This is a genomic window from Bradyrhizobium ingae, from assembly GCF_055791185.1.
Genome location: NZ_JBVUBB010000002.1, coordinates 175,994 through 200,962 on the forward strand (window position 1 = coordinate 175,994; position 24,969 = coordinate 200,962).

General features: G+C 62.9%; 22 protein-coding genes. 7 read left to right on the forward strand and 15 right to left on the reverse strand.

Annotated elements, in window-relative coordinates:
• Nucleotides 1–57 precede the first annotated feature (57 nt).
• The 11 genes from ACV1FX_RS03425 to ACV1FX_RS03475 all read right to left on the reverse strand — a co-directional run bounded on the left by ACV1FX_RS03425 (nt 58) and on the right by ACV1FX_RS03475 (nt 12,664).
• Nucleotides 58–1,080, reverse strand: a complete 1,023-nt coding sequence (locus ACV1FX_RS03425; protein WP_473116136.1) for a sugar ABC transporter substrate-binding protein — start codon at nt 1,078–1,080, stop codon at nt 58–60.
• Nucleotides 1,081–1,142: 62 nt separating this feature from the next.
• Nucleotides 1,143–2,168: an ABC transporter permease gene (locus ACV1FX_RS03430; protein WP_473116137.1), complete on the reverse strand. Its 1,026-nt coding sequence runs from the start codon at nt 2,166–2,168 to the stop codon at nt 1,143–1,145.
• 271 nt (nt 2,169–2,439) lie between these two features.
• A complete protein-coding gene (locus ACV1FX_RS03435) occupies nt 2,440–2,892 on the reverse strand; it encodes a hypothetical protein (RefSeq protein WP_473116138.1) in 453 nt (150 codons plus the stop codon).
• A gap of 173 nt (nt 2,893–3,065) precedes the next feature.
• On the reverse strand, nt 3,066–5,165 hold the full coding sequence (locus ACV1FX_RS03440; RefSeq protein WP_473116139.1) for an adenylate/guanylate cyclase domain-containing protein: 2,100 nt from the start codon (nt 5,163–5,165) through the stop codon (nt 3,066–3,068).
• Nucleotides 5,166–5,182: 17 nt separating this feature from the next.
• The gene (locus tag ACV1FX_RS03445; RefSeq protein ID WP_473116140.1) at nt 5,183–6,199 is read right to left on the reverse strand and encodes a SphA family protein; all 1,017 of its coding nucleotides are present in this window, start codon (nt 6,197–6,199) and stop codon (nt 5,183–5,185) included.
• A gap of 64 nt (nt 6,200–6,263) precedes the next feature.
• Complete coding sequence (locus tag ACV1FX_RS03450; RefSeq protein WP_473116141.1) at nt 6,264–7,691, reverse strand: DUF1254 domain-containing protein; 1,428 nt, start codon at nt 7,689–7,691, stop codon at nt 6,264–6,266.
• Nucleotides 7,692–7,714: 23 nt separating this feature from the next.
• Nucleotides 7,715–8,731, reverse strand: coding sequence for a DUF1254 domain-containing protein (locus tag ACV1FX_RS03455; protein WP_473116142.1), 1,017 nt, complete (start codon nt 8,729–8,731; stop codon nt 7,715–7,717).
• Nucleotides 8,732–8,744: 13 nt separating this feature from the next.
• Nucleotides 8,745–9,686: an HlyD family secretion protein gene (locus ACV1FX_RS03460; RefSeq protein ID WP_473116143.1), complete on the reverse strand. Its 942-nt coding sequence runs from the start codon at nt 9,684–9,686 to the stop codon at nt 8,745–8,747.
• Complete coding sequence (locus ACV1FX_RS03465) at nt 9,686–9,925, reverse strand: DUF3302 domain-containing protein (protein WP_473116144.1); 240 nt, start codon at nt 9,923–9,925, stop codon at nt 9,686–9,688. Before ACV1FX_RS03465 ends, ACV1FX_RS03460 begins: the two co-directional genes overlap by 1 nt.
• Nucleotides 9,926–9,933: 8 nt before the next feature.
• Complete coding sequence (locus tag ACV1FX_RS03470; RefSeq protein WP_473116145.1) at nt 9,934–11,640, reverse strand: arylsulfatase; 1,707 nt, start codon at nt 11,638–11,640, stop codon at nt 9,934–9,936.
• Between the two features lie 10 nt (nt 11,641–11,650).
• Nucleotides 11,651–12,664, reverse strand: a complete 1,014-nt coding sequence (locus ACV1FX_RS03475) for a formylglycine-generating enzyme family protein (RefSeq protein WP_473116146.1) — start codon at nt 12,662–12,664, stop codon at nt 11,651–11,653.
• 482 nt (nt 12,665–13,146) lie between these two features.
• Here ACV1FX_RS03475 and ACV1FX_RS03480 point away from each other — a divergent pair, with 482 nt between their 5' ends.
• From ACV1FX_RS03480 to ACV1FX_RS03490, 3 genes are all read left to right on the forward strand, one after another.
• Nucleotides 13,147–14,124: a helix-turn-helix domain-containing protein gene (locus ACV1FX_RS03480; RefSeq protein ID WP_473116147.1), complete on the forward strand. Its 978-nt coding sequence runs from the start codon at nt 13,147–13,149 to the stop codon at nt 14,122–14,124.
• A gap of 177 nt (nt 14,125–14,301) precedes the next feature.
• Nucleotides 14,302–14,970 (forward strand): hypothetical protein, encoded by a 669-nt coding sequence (locus tag ACV1FX_RS03485; RefSeq protein ID WP_473116148.1) that lies wholly within the window; start codon nt 14,302–14,304, stop codon nt 14,968–14,970.
• Between the two features lie 18 nt (nt 14,971–14,988).
• Nucleotides 14,989–17,133, forward strand: a complete 2,145-nt coding sequence (locus tag ACV1FX_RS03490) for a CHASE2 domain-containing protein (RefSeq protein ID WP_473116149.1) — start codon at nt 14,989–14,991, stop codon at nt 17,131–17,133.
• Between the two features lie 91 nt (nt 17,134–17,224).
• Here the strand turns inward: ACV1FX_RS03490 and pobA are convergent, their stop codons facing one another.
• Nucleotides 17,225–18,397: a 4-hydroxybenzoate 3-monooxygenase gene (pobA, locus tag ACV1FX_RS03495; protein WP_473116150.1), complete on the reverse strand. Its 1,173-nt coding sequence runs from the start codon at nt 18,395–18,397 to the stop codon at nt 17,225–17,227.
• Between the two features lie 51 nt (nt 18,398–18,448).
• Between pobA and ACV1FX_RS03500 the strand changes: the two genes are divergently transcribed.
• Nucleotides 18,449–19,351, forward strand: coding sequence for a helix-turn-helix domain-containing protein (locus ACV1FX_RS03500; RefSeq protein WP_473116151.1), 903 nt, complete (start codon nt 18,449–18,451; stop codon nt 19,349–19,351).
• 41 nt (nt 19,352–19,392) lie between these two features.
• On the opposite strand, the gene ACV1FX_RS03505 is transcribed toward ACV1FX_RS03500, so the two are convergent.
• On the reverse strand, nt 19,393–19,932 hold the full coding sequence (locus ACV1FX_RS03505) for a hypothetical protein (protein WP_473116152.1): 540 nt from the start codon (nt 19,930–19,932) through the stop codon (nt 19,393–19,395).
• Between the two features lie 497 nt (nt 19,933–20,429).
• On the opposite strand from ACV1FX_RS03505, the gene ACV1FX_RS03510 reads away from it, so the two are divergent.
• A complete protein-coding gene (locus tag ACV1FX_RS03510) occupies nt 20,430–21,044 on the forward strand; it encodes a LabA-like NYN domain-containing protein (RefSeq protein WP_473116153.1) in 615 nt (204 codons plus the stop codon).
• A gap of 53 nt (nt 21,045–21,097) precedes the next feature.
• On the opposite strand, the gene pcaG is transcribed toward ACV1FX_RS03510, so the two are convergent.
• Complete coding sequence (pcaG, locus tag ACV1FX_RS03515) at nt 21,098–21,724, reverse strand: protocatechuate 3,4-dioxygenase subunit alpha (protein WP_473116154.1); 627 nt, start codon at nt 21,722–21,724, stop codon at nt 21,098–21,100.
• 4 nt (nt 21,725–21,728) lie between these two features.
• On the reverse strand, nt 21,729–22,529 hold the full coding sequence (gene pcaH, locus ACV1FX_RS03520; RefSeq protein ID WP_473116155.1) for a protocatechuate 3,4-dioxygenase subunit beta: 801 nt from the start codon (nt 22,527–22,529) through the stop codon (nt 21,729–21,731).
• Nucleotides 22,530–22,618: 89 nt separating this feature from the next.
• On the opposite strand from pcaH, the gene ACV1FX_RS03525 reads away from it, so the two are divergent.
• On the forward strand, nt 22,619–23,548 hold the full coding sequence (locus ACV1FX_RS03525) for a LysR family transcriptional regulator (protein ID WP_473116156.1): 930 nt from the start codon (nt 22,619–22,621) through the stop codon (nt 23,546–23,548).
• A 69-nt stretch (nt 23,549–23,617) separates the two neighbouring features.
• On the forward strand, nt 23,618–24,922 hold the full coding sequence (gene pncB / locus ACV1FX_RS03530) for a nicotinate phosphoribosyltransferase (protein ID WP_473116157.1): 1,305 nt from the start codon (nt 23,618–23,620) through the stop codon (nt 24,920–24,922).
• Nucleotides 24,923–24,969 lie beyond the last annotated feature (47 nt).

Here is a 24,969-nt window from a genome sequence, read left to right on the forward strand (position 1 = left end):
GATCCTGGCACTCCCAAGCAGCCGGCGTGCGACCATGCACGCCGGCCAACGTTCAGATCAGCTCTTCTTGGGAAGTGCGAAGCAGTTGGCGCCCGAGGCGTTGGTCTTATCGAGCCAGACCGGCCGCGTGTAGAACTCGAGGTTGCGCGTGCCGGGCTTGTCGCCGAGCATCAGCAGCGTCTCGGCTGCGAACATCAGGTCGTGGCCCTGCTCGGTCGCCTTGTAGCTGAGGAATTTGTAGAAGTTTCCGGAGTTGACCTGATCGCAGTCGAGCGAGGAGCCTTCGCCGGAGGCGAACACTTTGACGTCGTCGATCTTGCCGGCATTGCGGATCGCCTGCGCCGCGCCGGATTCCATGATGCCCCAGAAGCCGATCGAGGCGCAGAGATCCGGATGCTGCTGGATCACCGTGGCGGTAATATTCAGTGCGGTGTTGGCGTCCCAGTTCGCGGCCTGGTTCGAGACCACCTTGATGTTGGTGTCCTTGTTCAGGACCTCCATGATGCCGCCGACCTGATCGACGCTGGCCGCCGCCGTCAGCTCGCCCTGCACGATCTGCACCTTGCCGGACTTGCCTGAGCCTGTGCCGCAGGCCTTGACCACTTCGCTCGCAAGCATCTTGCCGATCTCGCGCCAGTCGGCGCCGACGAAGGCGCCGGACTTGTAGTTCGAGGACATGTTGATCTGGATAACATGCGTGCCCTGGCTCTCGGCGCGCTTCAGATCCTTCATCAGCAGCGTGACGCTCGGGTTCTGCACGATCAGCACATCGGGCTTCTGGTCGACCAGTGCGGTCAGGGCCTGCTGCATGGCCGAGGGGTTGTTGTTGGGATCGCGGACGATGAACTTCATGCCGCGCCACTCGGCCTCTTCCTGCACCACCCTGCCCCACTCATCGGACAGGGGAACGCCGAGCGCGATCGGCAGGTAGGCGATGGTCTTTCCCTGCAGCGACTTGTCATAGGACGCGCGTAGCTCGCGCGCGGTCTTGGTGCCGCCTTCCTCCTGCGCTGCCGCCAACATCGGCACCGCAACAAGCGCCACGCCTGCCGCCGCGATCGTCCAGAACTTTCTATTCATGGGATCCTCCTCATCTTGTTTGTTGATTATCGAAACGGGATGCCGTTGACCGGCATTCCTCGTCAGTCACCTTGGCGTGCCGTCTCCTCGTCCCGCGGATGCAGGAAGTTGTCGAGCACGATGGCAGCGAGCAGCACCACGCCCTTAATGATGTTCTGCACCTCGCTGTTGACATCCATGATGGTGAAGGCGTTGAGCAAGGTGCCGATCAGGATGCAGCCGACCACCACGGAGAATACGCTGCCGCGCCCGCCGATCAGGCTGATGCCTCCGATCACAACGACCAGCACGACGTCGAAGATCATGGTGCCCTGCGTGATCGCCATCTGCATGCTGCCTGTCGTGCCGACCCATACGAGGCCGGCGAGCCACGCGAGGAAGGCGACCAGCGCATATTCGAGGACGATCAGCGGCCGCAACGGAATGCCGCTCAGCCGCGCCGCTTCCGGATTATCGCCCTGCGCATAGATGAAACGGCCGATCGAGGTGCGCGAGAGGAAAAGGTGCATCGCGAGCGCCGAGACCGCGAACACCAAAATCGGCACGGGAATGCCGAACAGCCGCCCGGCGCCTGCGAACATCAGCCCCGGTGCATCCTTCGGCGCATAGACCACCCAGGCCGGCGCGAGCCAGAAGGCAAGGCCATAGATGACGAAGCCCGCGGCCAGCGTCACGAACAGCGGCGGCGCCTCAACGAACGCGACCATGACACCGTTGATCACACCGATCAGAAGCGCGATGGCAAGCGCCAGCAGAACGGCGGCTCCGACCGGCATGCCGCGCTGCATTTCGATCAGGGCGATCGCCCAGCAGCCCGCCAGAGTCGCGACTTCGCTGAGATCGATGCCGCGGCTGATCACGATCAGCCCCATGCCGAGCCCGAGCACGCCGAGGATGGAGATGCTTCGCAACAGGTTGAGCAGATTGGAAATGGTCGCAAAGCCGTTCAGCGTGAAGCCGAACACGATGAGCAGCACGATCGTGATCAGGAGAACGATCTGCTCCTGGTTGGGCTTGGCGATATTGAAGGGGATGCGAGGAGTAGTGGCCGGAACAGCGACACTGCGCGATGCCAGAGGCCACCGCATTTGTTTCCTCCCACTCTTATTTTGCCTGTGAGTGTAGGAGCGGCAACCAGTATTCGTCAAATATAATTCTCAAATGCGAGCAGATCACGCTCCCGCGATCATGGCATCGTCGATGGTCAGCGTTTGATACTTAGTTTCATTTGAGGCGATGAGAACTTCCGATCGCCGCGCACAAACTCCGAGTTGGATGTAGTCCTGACCGCAGGGTGAGGATTTCCATGAAGCGGCATATTCGCAGGACGTGACAATCTCGTTGCCGCGAAAAGCGGCATCACGCCGGCGGACTCTTCGACGGTCCGGGTCCGCGAGACGGACGCGGACGCGAACGGCTGTCCATCACCTTCGGCAGCGTGTCCGGCTTGAGCTTGACGACTGCGCATTTGGCGTCCGTCGCCGGCACCTCATCCTGGCTGTAGATCAGCGTCGCCTCGAACAGCACATCAGGCGCCTCCTTGGCCCGTCCGGAGCAACTCGCCAGCGCGCCGGTGCAGACGCCGGACAAATTGACCTCGACCTCATCGGGACCGAACACAGTCGGCATGCCATCGGCATGACGGCGGGTAGTCAGCACGGCGGTGAAGCGATCCTGATCGACGTGATAGGAGCCGCCATAGGTGAAGAAGCTGTCGCTGCCCGATATCCGGCCCTGCACGAGGTGCACAATTCCTGTCCCCTGGCCATGCGAAGTCCTGAACCAGGCAGCGTATTTGCCGTCTTTCAGCATGGAAGACACCTGCAATAGAAGTCGCGCGTATTTGCTACCAAGTCTGGGGCGCGACAATGGCCGATCGCACGGCTGCTCCGCTACGGTTAATGCATCAGAAACACAATCCGACAAATTGCGGCCATCCTGATCGGAACGCGTGAAATCGCGCGAGGCTATTGGCTATCCAAGCTTCAGCCCGACGACGCCCTGCCCAAGGACGAACCGCTCGTCCCGGCGAGCCGGCGGACGTGGAATTGGGCGACCCCATCGCCAGGATACTGGCGGAGAAACGCGGCGATGTCGGCCACGGCCGTCGGCCGGCCCTCCTCCAGAAGACGATCGATGTCATCCCAGCGCCGGCAGAACGCCAATTCCGCGGCGACGTCACCGACGCGCTCGCATCGGAGCTCGAAGATGGTCACGGCCTGTGCAAATCCTTTCGGTTTGATCCGGTCCACCTTGCGAAACACGAAATCGGCTTCGACGCGGTCCCTGACGGCCTCGCTGACCAGCACCTGCGTGCCGTAGCTTTTGTTGAGCTGCTCAAGACGCGCGGAAAGATTGATGGTGGCGCCGAGCGCGGTGTAGTTCATGCGATCCGACGAGCCGATATTGCCGACCACCGCATCGCCGGTGTGCAGGCCGAACCTTGTCTCGTAAGGCGGCCATCCTTCTGCTGCGAAAGTCTCGTTCAACGCCGCGCTGCGGTCGACGCAGGCAAGAGCCGCCCGGCAGGCATGCCTCACGTGGTCCGGATCGTCGGCTGGTGCATTCCAGAATGCCATCACGGCGTCGCCGATGAACTTGTCGATGGTGCCGTGGTGATCCATGATGATCGATGACAACGCCGCGAAATAGCGCGAAGTATAGATCATCACGCGCGAGGGGTCGGCACGTTCGGTCTTCGCAGTGAAGTTCGCAACGTCCGTGAACATCACGCTGATCTCGCGCCGCACGCCACCAAGACTGAGCGATGATCCGGTCTGGATCAATTGCCGGACGATCTGCCGCGGGATGAAGCTCGCGAAGCTGCGGACGACGCTGCGCATCGTGAATACTGAACGGCCGAGATCCTCGATCTCGGCGATGACCGAGTGGACGCGCGGACGCTCGGCGATCTCGAAGCGCTGGATCTCGTCGGTCTCGCGCGCGAGCTTGCGCAGGGGCCGCGCCATCAATGACCCCAGCCAGAACGCAAACGGCAGCGTCGCAGCGACGAAGGCGAGCGCAAGCGCGAACAGCGCCCGCCGTTCGGCGATGATCCGCGAGAAGAACTCGTCGGGCGGCGCGATTACGGCGAGGCTGACGTCGGCAGCACCGGTGCTCCTGATCGGATGAAAGGCGACGGCGTAGCTCCGCCCCTCTGGCCCCTCGAAGAATTGCTGCGCCTGGCCGCCGCCGCGCCAAGCATGAGCGGCCCGTGCGACACCGGGAAGCCCGATCGCATCCAGCATCGGCAAATCATTGCCGGGTGCGGTCCTGCCCTCCATCAGCCGGCGCATGTCGGGATGGCCGACGATCCGGTCCGCGTCATTGAAGAGCAAAGTCAGTCCGGATTCCCCGAGCCGCTGCTGATCCAGCATCTCCTCGAAGCGGTTGAGCAGCACGTCTCCGGCAATGACGCCGGTCCTGCCCTGCCTGAGCGGCATGCGCAACGTATAGCCGGGCTCGCCGGTCGCGTAGAAGATGTAGGGCCCGGTGAGTAGCGTCTGGTTATTCCCCAAGGCCTCGACGTACCAGGGCCGCAGCCGCGGATCGTAGTCGGCCGGTCCCGCACGTTCGGCGACCGTGACCAGCGCATCGGAGAGGAAGGTCGTTCGCGAGGGCGCACCGAGCACGATCTGGACGAGCCGGAACGCCGCGCTGTCATCGACGGCGAGGCTTTTCCTGAAGGCTGGCCTTGCGCGGTCGATGACGTCCATCTCGAGGAACGATCCGTCATGATAGCCAACATAGAGATTGAAGAGCTGCGGATTGTTGCGCAGCATGGACGCCAGGACGGCATAGAGCCGCGGATTGTTCGCGATGCCCGCTGACTGGATCGAGGGCAGGCCGGCAAGGACCTCGAGATTGTCCCGCACCGTCTTGAATCTTTCGTCGATGTGGTCGGCGCTGAGCTGGGCCGCCTTCTCGATGAAACTGCTCGCCGCCGCGCGGGTGATCGCGGTGACGCGCGCAAAGCTCAGATAGACCAGCGTGAGCCCGACGATGAGCACCACCGCGACGAACACCGCGATGATCGAGGCCCGAAAGCCGATCCGGAGCGGGCGGGCGGACTGGTCCGCGAACAATTTCGTGGCCCCCTCCCTTAGTATTTGCGCACGATCGGCTTCGCTGCTGCCGGCTCCGGTGCCGCCGGCGACACTGAGAAGGTGACCCACGCCGTCCAGGTCTTGGGGCGATTCTCGACGTCGAGGTCCTTGTAGCCCCGAACATTGAGATAGCCCTGATAGCCTTCAGAGAGCGGAATGATGAATCCGATCTGCGGTCCGATGCCGATCGCACGGCCTTTGAAACCACCGAGCTTGGCCCCAGGACCGGTATCGTCGGTGAGCTGCTGGAAGAAGTAGCCTGCCACGCCGAGATGGATGTTCTTGCTGACGAACTGCGACGCCGCCCAGTCGACATGGAAATCAATGCCGTTCTGGTACTGAAGGAACGGGTTCATCCAATTGTATGTCAGCCCGCCGACAACCGAGAACTCGTGTCCGGTCTTCAGATCGAGATAGGTATAGCCGGCCCCGGCATCGACCGCGGGGAAGCCGAAGCTCAGATTCGCGAGACGGCTCGAATCGTAGGTGCCGCTCGGGATGTTGCCGGTGACATAGACCATCTCATTGTGGACGCCCTGATTCCATTTCAGCGTGCCCTGATAGAACACGTCGGTCAGCGTCGTGCGATTGTCCGATGCGCCGCCCGAGATGGTGTTTCCCCTGGGCCCGGTAAGAGAGGCGTCGATGCCCACACCGATGTTCCCGGGCGCCGTGAGCACGGTGAAAGCGGCCTGCCCACCGAGCACGGACATCGGCGACGTATAGGTGATGCCTTGAACGAGCACGTCGGCGTGCGCATTGATGCCGGCTGTCACCGAGCCCGGCACACCGCCGCTGGTGACGAAGTTCTGCCCACCTCCGGCATTGGCCTGTAGATGGATGTAAATCGTCGAGTAGGCCCAACCCGGCACAGTCGGAGCCGCAGCGAGGCTGCCGAAGATACCGGGAAGCCAGAAGCTGACGCCGCCGGAATCGGCAAGAGCGGGCTGAGCCGCGAAGCCACTCGCTGCGAGCGCTACGATCAACGCAGCCTGTCGGATTTGTACCGCCATATCGTGTTTCGCCATTTTTGTCATTGCATTCACCCAACCTCTCCAAAATGACCGTGCGCCCCCATTACTTCGTGGCACCTCCGATCGTGGTGACGACCCGCTCGACGTCGGGGAGTTTCCAGCTATGATCGAACAGCGGCTTCTCGGGCCCGTAGAGTCGGAACAACAACTCGAATTTTCGCGCGGGGTCGGTGGGCACCCAGTTGGCTTCCTTGCCCTCGGGCGCCTTTGGGCCGAAATAGACGTCGATGGAGCCGTCGACGTTCTTCTGGATGCCGGGGCTGATCGAGGCGCGGCTGGCGCTCGGCATGTTGCGCACCAGCGCGTGCGTCTCGCGATCGTAGACAGTTGCCGACCAGTACTGCTTGACCGGCGCGTTCGCCGGCACGGTCAGGCGATAGGTGATGGCGCCGTCGAAATCCTCTCCATCCCTGTCCTTCGCCACCATAAGGTAGAACTGGGCCGTGCCGATCCGCTTGATGCCGGTAAAGCCGAGCGTGTAGGTGACTCCGCGCGCATCGATCGGATAGTTGTCCGAATCGGCGTAGCCGCCTTGCGCCGCCTTGACCATCTCGGGCATCGCTGCCGGGAACCAGCGGATGCCGGGATTGATCACGGGAAAACCAGCGTCATAGCGCTGCGACAGCAGCGCGTGCGCTTCACACGCAGCATCATCCAGGATCGCGGCGGTCTTCTGATCGGGATTGAACGGCTTGCCCTTCTCGATGCCGATCGACCTCAGCTGATCGATCATCACACGGTCACGATCGAGCCAAGGCTCGTTCTGCACGACGCGATCGAGGCTGCGATAGAAGCGAGCATCGTAGGGGATCGTTGAGTCGAACAGGATATCGTAAGCGTCAGTGAAACTGGTCTGCGGCGGGTTCTGTGCCTGCGCGAGCGGATAGATCTTGATCTGCCTGCCATAGGCGACCGACTTTGCGATGTCCACATCGGCATGGCTCGCAAGATTGGAGCGCAGGAGCGCAAAACCGCTGAACGTGTCGGACTGAAGCGGGATATAACCCGCGGGCACCTCGCCCTTGTAGGCGGGCGGCAGGATCAGATACTTGCCGCCCTGCCCCTGGTCGGCACCTGCGGGACCAGCGTCTTCCAGCGGCATCTGCCAGGCAGTAACGATGTTGCCCGCGATCGAGCCACCCTGCGCCGGCGGAATCTCGATGACAACAGGGCCATCCTTCACATTCCAGAACGACATGAAGTAGATGGAATCCGGATTTGGCGTCAGCGTCTGGTTCTTCCAGTTCACCGGCCTCGACCAGTAGACGATCTCGTTGACCTTAGCCTTGGTGCTGCCGAGCATGGCTTGGAGCATCAGATCAGTGTTGACTGCAGGCATCGCCCAGATCATCGCTTCGACGGCACGGCGCTGGATGTTGCGTGCGGCAAGTTCGTCCGACGCCGGGACCTGTGCATGCGCGCTCATGGTCATAGTCGCGAGGGCGATGGCACCGATCGTTGCTCTTCTCATTGCAGCCTCCATCTGTTCACTATTCAGATCATTGGCTGCGGCACCGGGAATTTCCACGTTCCGTCCAGAATTTCCTTGCGCGGACGATAAAGCCGCACAGTGTAATTCCAGCCCTTCGCAATCGGCAGGCAGTTTGGAATCTTGCCGTCGCATCCGCCGAACTGAACGGCGACCGAGTCATCGGCGGATTTCTTCGCCGTGATGTTGTTGAGCGAGTAGGCGCCGAGATCGTTCTTCCGGAAGTAGCCCTCGCTGTTGTAGACGCTGATCGACCAGAACGCGTCGACGGGGACATCGGCGGGAACGAGGAGCTTGTAAACGGCGTTGCCGTCGTTCCTGGGAGGATCGTAGCTGAGATAGCTCGCATCCTTGTCGGGATTGCCGCCCCAGCCGGCGGCCGTTCCGATCAGATGCCTCACCGGATCGACCTCGCCTTTGGGCCCAAACGCGTTCTTGAAGCCACCGGTATGTGCCGCAAGCAGCAGCAACGCGTCACGCACCTGCTTCTGGCTTGTCTGGTCCCAGTTGGGGGGCTCGAACTTTCCGGGATTCGTCGGTTCGGCCCTGATCGCGTCCTGGAGCGCATGAACCTGATTGACGTCCCTTGGGTCGGAGGGATCGACCAGGATCCGAACTGCGACAGAGACATAGCGCGTACCGGTCGTTTCCACTGTCAGCGTATGTGGACCCGGACCGTAGAAGACGGCCGGCACGTAGTGGTCTTCGCTGATGATCTGCATCGACATGAAGCGATTGCCCGCATCCGGCATGGTGATGGTCACCGGCCCCACCGCCAGGTCGAACACCGCATTCGAATAGAGCGTGTCGCGATTCATGCGGATGACCATCTGGTTGTCGATATCGGCGGGAGTCCGAACGTGAAGGAACTTGCCGATGCCGGCGTCTCTCACGGTCTTGCTCATGTAGAGATCAGTCTCGGCGCAGGCGAAGTTGTCGACAGTGACGGGCGCCGGCACCTGGGCGAGGGCCGGCGAAGTTCCGAGCAGAGCGATCGACATGATCAGGATGGCTCGTTGCATGGCTTCCTCTCATTCAGAACGGATTGACGTAGTTCAGGATCGCGAGCTGGCGCAGAATCACGCGGCGGACGATGTGGGTCGGCTTGGCGCGATCGGTATAGATCGACGCCACGCCGGCGGCGCCGGCAGGCAGACGTCTGGCAAAATCGGCGTCGTCGAGCCTGACGCGCACGATAAAGGGCGTGGCTTCGATCGCCTTCGGCAGGACGGCTGTGCCCGAGGTTTGCGTCTGCCCCGGCGCGATCGCCTGAAGCACGCTCTCGACGCGGCCGGTGTAGATCTGCCCGGGCACGAACTTGAAGGTCGCTTCGACTTCCTGGCCGGGCGCGATGTAACGCGCGTCGATCTGGTTGATCTCGACGCCGATGATGGTGCTGGAGGTGTCGATGAAGGCCATCACGGGCGAGAGCGGCAGGTTTGCCACTCGTGCCCCCTTGCGCAGCGCGAGGTTGGTGACATAGCCGTCGGACGGCGCGCGCACGACGGTCTTGTCGAGATTCCACTGCGCGGCCTCGAGCTGCCCTGAGAGCTGATCGACCTCGGACTGACGCTGCTCGACGTCGAAGCCACGGCCGGCATCACGCTCATAGAGCTGCGTCATCTGGCCGAGGCGCGTGCTGGCGAGCTTGAACTGCGCGTCGATCGCCTTGACCTGCGCGGCATAGGGCGTCGGGTCGATCTTGAACAGGACGTCGCCGGACTTGAGCGGCGCGTTGGCAACGACCGGCACATCCGTCACCTCGCCCGCAACGTCGGGCACGATGGAGACGGCGTTGCGCACGACCAGCGCATTGCCCTGCGGCGCACCCCAGCCCATCGGGATCAGGAGCCCGAACAGCAACAGCACCATGACGATGAAGGGTGATGCCTTCCAGAACAGGTTGAAACGCACGATCTTGAAATGCACCAGCAGGAACAGCAGCACGAGGTAGCTGTTGAAGATCGCGACGCCCATCACGCATCTCCCGCCTTGCGCGCGGGGACGTCAAGATAGGCCCAAATGAACGCGATCGGCCACAGTGCCAACCCGAAGAACAGCGTGATCCAGCCGGCGACCGCAACGGCCTGCGCGTGAGGATGCCCGCGCGACTTCGCGATGTGGCCCGGCAGCCAGCCGGCGATGCAGACCACACCAATCGCGCTCGCCACCAAGATGGCGAGCACGATCCATGCGAAGACGTCGTAGCCGCTCATGGCGCCCGTTAGTTGCTCTGAACAGATTCGAAGCTCTGCTGCATCTTCTCGACGACCTGATCGATGCTGAAGCTCGACGGCCGCTGGCTGGGCGGATAGTCCTTGAACGTCGCCAGGAACTGGCTGACGATCGCCGGCCCGGCAACGATGACACCGGCAGCATCCGACATCAGCCAGTCATAATAGGTGTTCGACGTGACGTCGGCACGCTCGTATGGATCGGAGCGAAGGTTGAAGAATTTGGGAACGCGAAGCTTGGTGAAGGGCTCGGCCCAGATCCGCATCGTCCCGGGCGCGCGCTGCTCTTCGAAGACGATCTTCCAATTCTCGATCCGCGCCGCGACGAGATCGCCGTCGTCGTTGAAGTAGATGAACTCCTTGCGCGCGCTGTTCGGCTGCTGGCCCATGAGATAGGGAAGCTGGTTATAGCCGTCGAGATGTACCTTGAAGGTCTTGCCGCCGGCATTGTGGCCGGTCAGCAGCTTCTGCGTGACGTCGGGATCGCCGGCGGCCGCCAGCAACGTCGGCATCCAGTCGAGACCGCTGACGACCTCGTTGGAAACCGAGGCGGCGGCGATGCGGCCGGGCCATCGGATTAGGCACGGCACGCGGAACGCGCCTTCCCAGTTGGTATTCTTCTCGCTGCGAAACGGCGTGGTACCGGCATCCGGCCAGGAATTTTGGTGCGGACCGTTGTCGGTGGTGTAGAGCACGATCGTGTCGTTCTCGATGCCCAGATCGTCCAGCGTCTTCAGGATCGTCCCGATCGTCGCGTCGTGCTCGATCATGCCGTCTGCATATTCCGTCCTTGAGTTCAAGCCGGGCTTGTCACGATGATCGGCGCGAACGTGAGTGCGGAAATGCATGCGCGTGGAGTTGAACCAGCAGAAGAACGGCGTGTTCGCCTGCGCCTGCCGCTTGATGAAGTCGATGGCCGCGGCCGAGGTCTCATCATCAATCGTCTCCATCCGCTTCCTCGTCAGCGGACCGGTGTCCTCAATGGTCTGCTTGCCCACCTTTCCGAAGCGCGGATGCTCGGTCGGATCGTCGCGGTCGCTCGCCTTGCAGCGGAGCACGCCGCGCGGCCCGAATTTCTCGCGGAAGCCAGGATCACGCGGATAGAACCAGTTCTCGGGATCCTCCTCGGCGTTGAGGTGATAGAGATTTCCGTAGAATTCATCGAACCCATGCAGCGTCGGCAGGTATTCGTTGCGGTCGCCGAGATGATTCTTGCCGAATTGCCCGGTGGCGTAGCCGAGCGGCTTCAGGAGTTCCGCGATCGTCGCGTCGCGGGCCTGCAGGCCGACGGTCGCGCCGGGAATGCCGACTTTGGAAAGACCCGTGCGCAGCGTGCACTGCCCCGTAATGAAAGACGAGCGGCCCGCCGTGCAGCTCTGCTCGGCATAGTAGTCGGTGAACATCATGCCTTCCTTGGCGAGGCGGTCGATATTGGGCGTGCGATAGCCCATTACGCCGAAGGAATAGGCGGAGATATTGGTCTGGCCGATGTCGTCGCCGAAGATGACGAGGACGTTGGGCTTGCGGCCGGACGGGGCTGCGGCTGGAACGGGTGCAGCCTTTTGCGCCTGCGCCAGTGCCTCAAATGTGAGCGTCGCCGCGGCGACGATTGACGATGTTCCGAGAAGGAGATTTCTGCGATTGATCGTCTGGTCAGCCCGGGACTGGTTTTTCTTGTTCTCCAACTCACTGCTCATTCGATACTCCCTATGTTGCAGCACTTCCTTCTTGCTTGCGTCCAACGGCAAACGGCGACCTGACCACGCACCTGAACCCGACGTGACACGCCGATGTATCGACCGGCTCGGCATGGCGCGCGGCCGGGCGGTAGCGGCGGCAATAGTTCGGCGCGCAGAGATGCGAGCCGCCCTTCAGGACCTTGCGCGGAATCTTGATGTTGGGCTGGCAGGGGTCGTAGCTCGCCTCCTCCCCGCCACCGCGCGGATTGAGCGGGATGCAGCAGGGCTTCGCCGCGTCAGCCTGATGCCGCGGGGACCACCAGTCCGAGGTCCACTCCCAGACATTGCCGATCATATCGTAGAGGCCGTAGCCGTTCGCGGGAAAAGTCATGACCGGCGAGGTACGCTCAAATCCGTCCTCGCCGAGATTCTGGACAGGGAAGCTTCCCTGCCAGATGTTGGCCATGTGCCTGCCGCCCGGCGTCAGCGTATTTCCCCAGGCGAATTCCTCACCATCGAGCCCCCCGCGTGCGGCGAACTCCCATTCCGCTTCGGTCGGCAGATCCTTGCCCACCCAGCGCGCATAAGCGAGCGCGTCGCTGTAGGAGACGTGGACGACCGGATGATCGTCGAGCCCCCTGAGGTTGCTCTCCGGCCCGTAAGGATGCCGCCAGTTGGCGCCGCGCATGAAGGTCCACCACTGGCTCCAATCGCCGAGATCGGTGATGCGCGGAAGTGGCGAGAACACGAGCGAGCCGGCATAGAGCATGTCGCGCACCGCACCGGGATAGTCCCTCGGGTCCGGAGCGATCTGGGCCTCGGTGACATGGCCGGTCGCGTTGACGAACTCCTTGAACTGCCGGTTGGTCACCGGCGTGCGATCGATCCAGAAGCCGTCGACCGAGACGCGGTGGCTCGGCGCTTCCTCGGGATAATGATGGTCGGAGCCCATCAGGAAGGTATCGCCGGAGACGAACACCATCTCGCCGCTCCGCGTGTCGTCCGGCCGCCACACGCAGTGATCCATGTCCGCCCGCAACATGGTCAGGCTCCACATCGTTTCCGCTGCCTCAAGGTGGGGTGATCCGGGGATTTCGACGGCTGCGGCTTGTGCGTCTCAGGCGGCACATTGCTCGGGTTCCCATGTCTGCCGGAGGTTTTGAGAGCCGATGGCCCGCCCCTCCCTTTGCCTGCGCGCGCGTCATTGCGCACGCAGCCGGCCTTGCGGCGCGTGATCCGCTTTCGGCGGATGAATCGCGACGAATATCGTTTAGGTTGTAAAAGCTAACCCAACTTTCGCGCGCTGTGATGTGCAGATCGTGCCAGCACGCATCGCGTGCACACGCCGCGCGTTAGGGAAGCGACGCGAGATTTTCCAACCGCCCGCGGGCAAAGCCAGGTTCCTTCCTATGGAATTAAAGGAAGATTTTCCTCAACTTCGGAAGTCAATTCGTCGCGCCGCTGTGATGACACGGGACCGCAACTTGCCGCAGAATCAACATGCTTGGGCATCACGGTGACGAAATGGGGACGCATCTACTGGTTGATTCGCGAAGGCTCGACGGTTTCGAAGGGCTGCACAAGGCTGTGCACGGGACGCATGTCGACGTGATGCAGCTCGGGCGCGGCAGGTTGCGCGGCACGTTATCTCATGTCGGCATCGGCGATTTTTCGCTCAGCATCGGCTCCTTCAACGTCGGCATGCGAACGCAGCGGATTTCCAGCGACAACAAGCTGATCGTCGGCATGCTGCTGACGGCCGAAGACCGGGTCAATCACTGGTCGTTCGATATGCGGCCGACGGACGTGCTGGTGATGCCGCCGCTGGTCGAGCATGACGGCATCTTCCACGGCGCCTCCGCCTATGCGGCGATGCGGTTCGACCTCGACGAGGTCGCGTCGATCTTCGGCGGCGAGCCTCGGCTTGCCGATCCGGAAAGCTGGCGGCACAAAAACCACTTTCGCGCCGATCTCGACGTCGGTCATGTCGCAGCGTCCCGGCTGAGCCGGATCGTGCTCCAGCTCAGCACGCATGACGGCGCGCTGTCCGAATCATCTGCCGAGTTCTGGAAGCGGGCGATCGCCGAATGCATGGGAATGACCGTCCTGTCCTCATTGCCGCCGGACGGCAATGCGCGTCTGCCGTCGGCGCGACGGATCATCCGCAAGGTCGAGGATTACCTGGAGGAAGCCGGGATCCGTCCGGTGCACATCTCGGAGATCTGTGTCGCGCTCTCCGTGCCGCGGCGCTCGCTGCATCGTGCCTTCAACGAAGTGTTCGGCGTGGGACCGGTGACTTTCCTGCGCCAAAAACGCCTGTGCGCCATCCACTCGATCCTGCGCGATAGCGTTCCCGGCACCACGACGGTGGCGACCGTCGCGATGCAGCAGGGCTTCTATGAGCTCGGACGGTTCTCGCACTACTACCGCGCGATGTTCGGCGAGTATCCGTCGCAGACGCTGGGCGTGCCGGTCGGCGAACTCATCGACCAGCCACTTTGACGGCGGCCACCAGGCGGCTTCCCGGCCGATCGTGCGGCATCGCGCCCTGCGCCCTTCGCATTGAACCAATCCCGAATAAAGTGCACCAATAACAAGAGTGATTCTGGTCACATTTCCTGCGGCCACCCCCTGCTATGCGGGGACGCCAGGGACCTTTTGAATTGGATGAGAAAGCTCATGAGACGCCTGATCGGTGCCATGGCCGGCGTATTTTGCCTTGTGGCACCCGCGTGGGCCGAAACTCCGGCCGCGATCGTCGAGGACGTGCAGGGCAAGATCGAGGGCGTCGAGTTCATGGACTACGTGGCGCCCGGCAAGGTCATCAAGCTCGGCCCAAAGGGCACGCTGGTGCTCGGCTATCTCAAATCATGCTGGCGCGAGACCATCACCGGCGGGGTTGTCCTCGTCGGCTCCGAGCAGAGCTCGGTGCAGCTCGGTGACGTCCAGCGCGTCAAGGTCCCCTGCGACGCCAACGCCGCGCAGCTCTCGGAGCGCGAGGCCAATCAGGGCGCGGCAACCATCTTCCGCAGCATGCGCCCTGACACGAAGGGCGCGCCGGCAAAGCTGCCCACGATCTACGGCGTCTCGCCGCTGGTCCAGGCCAAGAGCGGCAGCACGCTGGTGATCGAGCGCACGGACGGCAAGGAGCCCACGATCAACGTGCCGCTCAAGAGCGACATTCTGGTCGCCGGCAAGTTCTACGACTTCGCAAAGGCCGGCAAGACGCTGACCCCCGGCGGTACCTATCTCGCGAGCCTAGGGGGGCGACGCTACACCTTCCAGGTCGACGCTCATGCGACCTTGTCCGCGACGCCGATCGTCGGCCGGCTGCTGCGGCTCGAATAGGCGGCGCGCGACGGGGCGATGCGAGGGATCGGCAGGCGGGACATCGTTGCGGCGATCGTGATCGCGCTGCTGGCAGGCACCGTCTTCACCTCGCCGCCTCTCAACACGCTGCAGGGGCTTTCGCTGGACGTCTTGACGGCCCTGCGTGCGAAGCTTTTTCCCGATCGTCGCGATTCCGCCGCCTCCCCCGTCGTCGTCATCGCGATCGATAACGAAACCCTTGACGCCCCCCCGTTCAGGGGATCGCCGACGCTGACCTGGACGCGGGAGATCGGCCGGGTGATTGGCGCCGTGGTCGATGGCGGGGCCAGGGTGATCGGCTTCGACGTCATCTTTCAGAACTCGATCGAGCAGTCGGAGATTCCCTTTGGCGATGCGCCGCTCGGCGACCGCATGAAGGGTTTTGACCGGGATTTCCTGATCGCGTTGCGTAAGGCATCCGATGCCGGAAAGCTGGTGCTCGGCGCGATCGTGAGCAACGAACGTCCGGACTTTCCCTACCGCGCGCAGCAATTGGCAGTGAAGGGCAATATCCGCGCACTCAACGTCAACACCGACCCCGATGACGTCATCCGGCGAATGCCACTGAGCTTTTCGATCGAAGGCAAACAGGTTCCCACGATGGCCGTCGAGCTCGCTTCACGCGCGCTCGGCACAACGCCAGAGCTTGCGCCGGACGGCAGCACGACGCTCGCCGGCTATGCGATCCCGAGCGCCGTGCCAAACACGCTGACGCTCAATTTCCGCGGCGTCGGCCGCGACATTCCGAAGTTTTCCTTTGCGGATCTGCGCGCCTGCGTCGAGAAGGGCGACGGCGAGTTCTTTCGCCGCGCCTTCGATGGCAAGGTCGTCGTTCTCGGCAGCGTGCTCAACGTCGAGGACCGCAAGCTGACCTCGCTGCGCCTCGGCGGCGGATATGACGGGACGCCCGCGCCGCGCTGCGCCCTGCCCGCCTCTGCACGGAAGGCACCCGCAGCACGCAGCGATATCGCAGGTGTCTTCGTCCACGCGACCGTCGTGCGCAACCTGATGGAGCGAGATGGGGTGAGCGAGCTCGGCTTTCCCATGCGGACAGTTCTCACGATCGCCATCGCAGGGATCATCGCATTCGCTTCCTGCCTGCTCGCGCCGGGCCGCGCGGCACTCGCTTATCTGGCACTCATGACCGTCTACACCGCTTGCGCGGTAGGCCTGTTCGTTCGCGCCCAGGCCGTGCCTTTGACCGAGCCGGCGCTCGCTGCGCTCGCCGCTGGCGCCATGATGATCGGCTATCGCTTCGTGATTGCCGAGCGCGATGAACGCTTCCTGCGCAAAAGTTTTGCGCTCTACCTCGCCCCGCAGGTGATCGATGGCATGGTCGCTTCCGGCAAGATGCCCGCGCTCGGCGGCGAGATGCGCAACGTCACCGTATTCTTCTCGGATCTTGCCGGTTTCTCGTCGATCGCCGAAAAGATGGCACCTGGCGAGCTTGTCGCGCTAATGAACGAGTATCTCTCCGCTATGACCGACGTCATCGAAAGCCACGGTGGCTATGTCGACAAATATATCGGCGATTCCATCGTGGCCGTGTTCGGCGCCCCGGTCGCCGATCCCGACCACGCCTGCAACGCCGTCCACGCGGCGCTTGCGTGCAACGCACGGCTCGACGAACTCAACCGCAGCCATGCCGCCTTCGAGAGCCTTGCGCAGCGCATCGGCCTCAACACCGGCGAGGCCGTGGTCGGCAATATCGGCTCGCGCCGCCGCTTCAACTACACTGTCATGAGCGATACCGTGAACGTCGCATCGCGACTCGAAGGCGCGAACAAATATTTTGCGACCTCGATCATGGCCTCCGAAATGACGGTCGCGCAAACCGCCGACAGGTTTGCCTGGCGCGAGATCGACGCCGTCCGTGTCAAGGGCCGAGACGAGACCATCAGGGTCTATGAGCCGCTGGGGCTACGAGGCGCGGAAACGGCGAAGCAGGCCAAGGCCGCGGCAGACTACGCCGAAGGGCTCGCGTATTGGCGGGAGCGCGAGTTTACGAAGGCGGCAGATTGCTTCGACCGCGCTGCAGCGACCGATGCACCATCAGCGTTGTTTGCAATGCGGGCAAAGGAACTCGCCGCCAACCCGCCGCCGGCAGATTGGACACCAGTGAATACGCTCGAAGGCAAATGAGCCAAGAGCACCGCCGCGCCGTCTCCCCTCGTACAAGAGGAGAAGGGACGGCAGTGTGCTCGCGTCAATTTCGGCGCGGAGACCCCACGCGTCAGAACGGCAGCCCCACATAATTCTCCGCAAGCAGGCGCTGCGCCGTCTCGGACGAGAACAAATATTCCAGCTCGGTCTGCTGCAGCCTGTCCTCGTACTCAAGACGATCCGGGAAACGATGCAGCATCATGGTCATCCACCAGGAGAAGCGCTGCGCCTTCCAGATCCGCGCCAGCGCCTTGGCCGAATAGCCCTCGAGCCCGGAATCATCGCCCTTCTGATAATGGGCGAGCATCGCATGATAAAGATAGTAGATATCTGAGCCGGCGCTGTTGAGCCCGCGCGCGCCGGTCGGGGGCACGATGTGGGCGGCATCGCCTGCGAGGAACAGCCGGCCATAGCTCATCGGCTCGGCGACGAAGCTGCGCAGGGGTGCGATGCTCTTCTCGATCGAGGGGCCCGTGACCAGCCGCGCGGCGACCTCATCAGGCAAGCGGCGCTTCAGCTCGCCCCAGAATGCCTCGTCGGGCCAGTCCTCCACCTTGTCGGTCAGAGGCACCTGAATGTAGTAGCGGCTGAGCACCTGCGAGCGCAGCGAGCAGAGCGCAAAGCCGCGCTCGTGCTTCACATAGACCAATTCCGGCGAGACCGGCTTGGTGCGCGAGAGGACACCAAGCCAGCCAAACGGATAGACCTTCTCGTATTCGCGCAACACGTTCTTCGGGATCGACTTGCGACTGACACCGTGGAAACCATCCGCGCCGACGATGTAATCGCAGTCGACGCGGATCGTCTCCCCGTTCGCGCGATAGGTCACGAAAGGCTTGTCCGACTTGAGATCGTGTGGGGTGACATCCTCGGCGTTATGCACGACCTTGCCGCCGAGACGGTCGCGCGCCTCGTAGAGATCGCGCGTCAACTCGGTCTGGCCGTAGACGAGCACCGAATTCCCACCGGAATGTTTGTGGAGGTCGATATGCGACAGCATGCCGTCGTGAGCGATCTCGAACCCCTTGTGGATCTCGCCTTCACGGTCCATCCGCTCGCCGCACTGGGCCTCACGCATCAGCTTCGCGAAGCCATGCTCCAGCACGCCGGCCCGGATGCGGGCGAGCACGTGTTCGCGGCTGTATTTCTCCAGCACGACGGTATCGATGCCCTTCAGGTGCAGGAGCTGAGACAACAGCAGTCCCGAGGGGCCGCCGCCGATGATGCAGACCTGAACTTTCATTTTCCCGTCCTCCCGTTTGGGAGTTTTTCGCAGATTTTGCCTGGCAAACGGATGGAGGGATTGGCCTTTGTCTTGTACAATTCGAACATGCCCCCTGCCCCTTCGAGATCGGCCATCAAGGTCTACAATTTGTTCGGCGAATCCGGCGATCTGCCTGACGTCGTGCATTGCGAGACCATTGCCTCCCGCTCGGTGCTGCATGACTGGACGCTGGCCGTGCACCGCCACGCGCGGCTGCACCAGGTGCTGCTGATCGAGCGCGGCGGCGGCGAGGCGACGCTCGACGGCCGCGTGGCGCCCCTGAAGCCGATGCAGATTGTCAACGTGCCGGTCGGCCACGTCCACGGCTTCCGCTTCATGCCTGATACTCAGGGCTGGGTGCTGACCATCGCGGCCGAAATTCTCGACGAGGCGCTGCTCGCCTCGGAAGGTCTGCGCGGCGCGCTGTCGCAATCGGCCGTGGTGCGCGGCACTCCGCAGATCCGTTCCGCCATGAAGCAGATCTTTGCCGAGCACGCGGCTCGCCACTTCGGCCGCGCGCATGTGCTGCGCGCGCTGTCGGCTGCCGTGATTGGCCTCGTGGCACGCGAGCTTGCCGGCAAGGGCGGCGGCACTGGCTCAGCGGATTCCGACCTGTTCCGGCGCTTCGAGGCGCTGCTCGAAGCGCACCATCTCGAACGCTGGAGCGTTGCCGACTATGCCGAGGCGCTGTCGGTGACGCCGACCCATCTCAACCGGATCACGCGCACCGCCACCGGCGATACCGCTTCGCATCTGATCCTCAACCGGCTGATCCGCGAGGCGCGGCGCAACCTAGTCTACACCAACCTGCCAGTCTCGACGATCGCCTATGCGCTCGGCTTCGAGGATCCCGCCTATTTCAGCAGGGTCTACGCCGCCGCGACCGGACTTTCGCCGCGCGCGTTTCGCGCGCAGCTACATGGCGATGACTGACGATCTCCATGCTGGAGAGCGACCCGACGACTTTATTGTCGCTATGTCGCGTGCGGATTGACGACGGTATAGCCTCGCAGCGATCGCGCGTGAATTCGCGTCGAGCGACCGCCTGAATTGGCATCGTAGGCCATCCACATGTCTCCCTGGAGATGCTGCTCCAAGACAAAGACGTGTCCGCGTCGGGCCGCAACCATTCCCGGCGCCGGCGATGTCCGCGGGAAACGCAGCCAATTGGCGGCAAGGTTCAATTCCGGGACGATCCGGCCGAAGACGTGCAGGGCCGCGCCGCAGCCGCAGAAATTCCGCGGACACCCCGAGGGGCGACCGCCGACGATTTGGGTGCCGGAAACATTCACCTGCGTCACGGAGGCTTGCGCATCAGCGACCGTTGCTCGCATCACAAGGTGCGTTCGTCGGGTGTCCGGCGAAACCTTCTCGCGACGAACTTGAGAATAAGACAAATCGCACGGCATCGTCACATTGCATTCCGGTGCCGTATTTGTGCGGAAAGGACGTGCTTCCGAGGTGATCGATCCGGTTACAACAAAAAGAGACGCAATAAGTATAGGTCTGAACATGCAGGACTCCTACGCAACACCAGTCCCGCCCCAGAGCCAGAAGCCAATACCATTTTGGCGAAATTAGGCCAAAAGTAAGATCGACGTCGCGGTCCGCCATTCCCTCGAAAAGCCGCCTTGTCGACCTCGATCGATCCGAAGCCGGATTCCCCCTTCCGATTCCACGTTCTCGGGCAGACATTGAACTGCGGCTGCTGTCTTCAAGTACGGCCGAACAGTCGCCCCCACTTACCTTCGTATAGCGCGCACTACCGTTTGGATAGCCGCCGCTTACCTCCGTACAATTGAATGGGAAATGCGCACCTCTTAACGTGCCGCAGTCGGTGCGCCAGCCCAGATGGCATCGAACCTCCCTTACTTGGCGCAGGACGGCCACACCCTGTCCGGTCGTCTGCGCCGTTTTTTCAGTGAGCCATCGGCGTCGAATATTTTCGTACCCGGCAGATCGCTCAGCGACGAAGCTGCCGGTTTGCTCCAGAACTGGAGATCATTGCATCATGACGTCATGCGAGAAGATCGCGCTCCTGATCGACGGTGCCAATCTCCATGCCACTTCCAAGGCGCTCGGCTTCGATATCGACTACAGGCGTCTGCTCGGTGAGTTTCAGCGCGGGGATGCGCTGCTGCGGGCGTTCTATTACACGACGGTCATCGAGGATCAGGAATTTTCGTCAGTCCGTCCGTTGATCGACTGGCTCGACTACAACGGATACACCGTCGTCACCAAGCCCACCAAGGAGTTCGTCGACGCGGCCACCGGGCGCCGCAAGGTGAAGGGCAGCATGGACGTCGAACTCGCCGTCACGGCAATGGAGCTCGCCGGGCATCTGGACCAGATCGTGTTGTTCTCCGGCGATGGCGATTTTCGTCCGCTGGTCGAAGCCGTGCAACGTCGTGGCGCCCGTGTGACGGTCGTCTCCACGCTTGCCAGCCGGCCGCCAATGGTGGCTGACGAGCTGCGCCGGCAGGCGGATGCCTTCGTTGATCTGGCGGAATTGAAACCGAGAGTGCAGCGCGCCGCGGCCGCGCGGCCTGGATTGAACGGCGCGCGCCAGCAACCGCCGCAATTCGCCTCGCGCGGAACGGTCGACAGCAGCGACGCGGCGGGATGAAAATCCGGCCCCATCGTCGAACGGGGGCCGGATTCTCCAGACGTTGAAAGGCGTCAGACGTCGAAGAACACGGTCTCCTCGGGCCCCTGTAGATTGATCGTGAAGGCGTACACGACCCTGCCGGCGCGCTCGCTACGCTTGGCGATCAGTGTCGACCGCCGCACCGGCTGCTCGATCAGATTGAGCACGGGATCGGCGGCGTTGGCGGCCTCTTCATCCGAGAAATAGAGCCGTGTGTTCAGCCCGATATTGATGCCGCGCGCGACGATCCAGACATTGACGTGCGGGGCACATTTGCGGCCCGCTTTGTCAGTGATCGCGCCCGGCTTGATCGTCTCGAAGGTGATCAGCCCGCTGTCGAAATCCGAGCCCGCGCGGCCCCAGCCGCGAAAGTCCTCCTCCAGTGCGCCCGCCGAGCGGTCAGCCGGATGGTTGTAGCGGCCGGCCGCATTGGCCTGCCAGATCTCCAAAAGCACGTCGCGCAGGGGGGTGCCCGAGCCGTCGAGCACGCGGCCCTCCAGCGTAATGCGCTCGCCCCCGGTGCTCTCCGTAACGAGCACGTTGGAGAAGTTTTTCTCGAAAATGTCGAAGCCGGCCATGCCCGGGATCAACCCGATATGAACGTAGGGCCCGGCGGTCTGGGAGGCGGTTTCCTTGAGGTAGTTGAGCGGCTGCGCCATGACTTCAGTTTCCTTCCCGGCGGTTTTCGAAATAGGTGGAGCGCGCCCCGCGCAGCACGATGTCGAAGCGGTAGGTGAGCGAGTCGAACGGCGTAGAGGCGTTGAGATCGAGCGGCGCGACGAGCCGGTCGAGCGCGTCCTTGTCCGGGATCGTCGTGAGGATCGGGCAGACCGGGATCAGGGGATCACCCTCGAAATACATCTGCGTGATCAGCCGCTGCGCAAATCCCGAGCCGAACACCGAGAAATGGATGTGGGCCGGGCGCCAGCTGTTGACATAGTTGCGCCAGGGATAGGGGCCGGGCTTGATGGTGCGGAAATAGTAGTAGCCGCTGTCGTCGGTCAGCGCGCGGCCGCAGCCGCCGAAATTCGGATCGACCGGCGCCAGATACGTGTCCTTCCTGTGCCGGTAGCGGCCGCCGGCATTGGCCTGCCAGAACTCGACCAGCGTGTTGGGCACGCCGCGGCCGGTCTCGTCCATCACCCGGCCGTGCACGATGATGCGCTCGCCGATGGGATCGCCGTCCTTGGCGTAATTGCGGATCAGGTCGTTGTCGAGCGGCCCGAGGTCGTTGTGACCGAACACCGGCCCCGTGATCTCCGAGATCGAGTTTTCCAGCGAAAGCAGCGACTGGCGCGGCGAACGCAGCACGGAGGATTTGTAGCCGGGCGCGTGCGCCGGCGGATGGATGGAACGGTCGCGCTGGAAGAAGCCGCCATCGCCAAGCGGCGGCGTGAACGGCTCGGGGCGATTGAGGCGGGCGGTGTCCTGTGCGGCTGCAATGCGAGCGGCCTGGGCGGTCATCTGGCGTTGTCTCCCTCTGGCGCCCGGTCGGGCGCGGCTTATGGGGGAGCATGGGCCGCTCTATTCTCAAAATAAATAGATGAATTATAATGTATTGCATGAAGGAAATCGATCATTTGGCCCTCGACGGCCACTCCTTGTCGCTGTTTCTCGCTGTCCTCGAGGAAGGTTCGGTCACGGCGGCCGCCACCCGCCTCGGCCTCACGCAATCCGCGGTCAGCCATGGCCTGAAGAAGCTGCGGCGCATCGCCGGCGATCCCCTGTTCGCCAAATCCGGCCGCGGCATCGTCGCCACCGCGCACGCCCAGGCGCTTGCTGCGAAGGCGCGCGCGCTCATCGACGAGATGCGGAGCTTTGCCGGTGGCGTCAGCTTCGAGCCGAAAGCGGCGCAACTGTCGCTGACGATCGCCGCCAATGATTTCCAGCGCGACCTTTTGCTGCCGCGCTTCTTCGGCCATGTCGCAGCAAAGGTGAAGAGCCTGAATCTGCGCGTGATCCCCTCGCAATCCCCCTCGCCCGCCATGCTGCGCGAGAACCGTTGCGACCTCCTGATCAGCCCGCTGCCGCCGTCCGGCATCGACATCGTGCAGAAGCGCCTGCTGAGAGATCACTACGTCTGCTATTACGACCGAACTGCGCGTTCGGCGCCGGCAACGCGCAATGCCTATCTCGCCGCACGCCATGTCACCGTGGTCTATACCGACAATGAGCGGCTCGACTTCGACCGTAGGCTTGCAGCAAACGGCTTCCATCGCGACATCGCGATATCGGTACCGAGCTTCTCCGGCGTGCCGTCTTTCTTGCGCGGCTCCGACATGCTCGCGAGCATGCCCAGCCTGCTTGCGGATGGCCTGATGCGCGACTTCGCACATGTCCACATTCCGCTCGCCTCGCGCGCCAGGACGCTCGCCGAGCTGCCGATGTTCATGGTCTGGCACCAGCGCTATCAGAAGGACCCGGCCCATCGCTGGATCCGCAGCCAGCTCGAGACCGTGGCGGCAACGGCAGCGGGGGCATGAACAGGCACGGTCTCGCCCCTGCCAAACCCACAGGTTGTTGCGCCGCATCTGCCACGCTAGAATTCGGCCATGACTGTGACCGATATTGCGAGCCGAACCTATAACCACAGCTGGCGGCTGGACCCCATCGTCCGCAGCCTGCTCGATACCGATTTCTACAAGTTGTTGATGTTACAGATGATTCGGGAATTCTACCCGGATCAGAGGGTGACGTTTTCGGTCATCAACCGCTCGCGCCATGTGCGCCTTGCCGAGACCATCGACGAGGGCGAACTGCGGGCCCAGCTCGACCACGCCCGCACCATCCGCTTTACCAAGAAAGAGCTGATCTGGCTTGCCGGTAACACCTTCTACGGCAAGACCCACATGTTCTCGGCCGATTTCATCCGCTGGCTCGCCGAATTCCGATTGCCCGAATACGAGCTGCGCAAGGTCGAGGGCCAATACGAGCTGCACTTCCACGGACCCTGGACCCACACCACGATGTGGGAGATTCCGGCGCTCGCGATCCTCAACGAATTGCGCTCGCGCGCGGCGATCAAGGGCCGCGGCCGCTTCGAGCTCGACGTGCTCTACGCGCGCGCCAAGGCCAAGCTGTGGACCAAGGTCGAGCGGCTGCGCCAACTCGAAAACCTGAGGCTCTCCGACTTCGGTACGCGCCGCCGCCACGGCTTCCTCTGGCAGCGCTGGTGCGTGGAGGCGGTGAAGGAAGGGCTCGGGCAATCCTTCATCGGCACCTCCAACGTCCTGCTCGCCATGGACAATGATCTCGAGGCGATCGGCACCAATGCACACGAGCTGCCGATGGTGGCGGCCGCGCTCGCCAAGGACGATGAGGAATTACGCTTCGCGCCCTACCGTATTCTCGACCAGTGGCGCCAGACCTATGGCGGCAACCTCCTGATCGCGCTGCCCGACGCTTTCGGCACCAAGGCCTTCCTGCGCGATGCGCCGGAGTGGGTCGCCGACTGGACCGGCTTCCGACCCGACAGTGCGCCGCCGATCCAGGCCGGCGAAGAGATCATCAAATGGTGGGAGAAGAAGGGCCGCAATCCCAAGGACAAGCTGCTCGTCTTTTCCGACGCGATGGATGTCGGCTCGATCGAGGAGACCTATCATCACTTCTCGAGCCGGGTGCGCCTCTCCTTCGGCTGGGGCACCAACCTCACGAATGATTTCGTCGGCTGCCCACCGGACGGCTCGGTCAATCTCGATCCGATTTCGCTCGTCTGCAAGGTCTCCTCGGTCGACGGACGTCCGGCCGTCAAACTCTCGGACAATCCGGAGAAGGCGACCGGCCTGCCGTCCGAGATCGAACGGTACCTGCGCGTGTTCGGCGACGCCGGTCGCGTGCGCACCGCCGTACTGGTGTAAGACGCCAACGGAACTTCACATCTTTCATTCGCGTAAAGCGCGTCCCG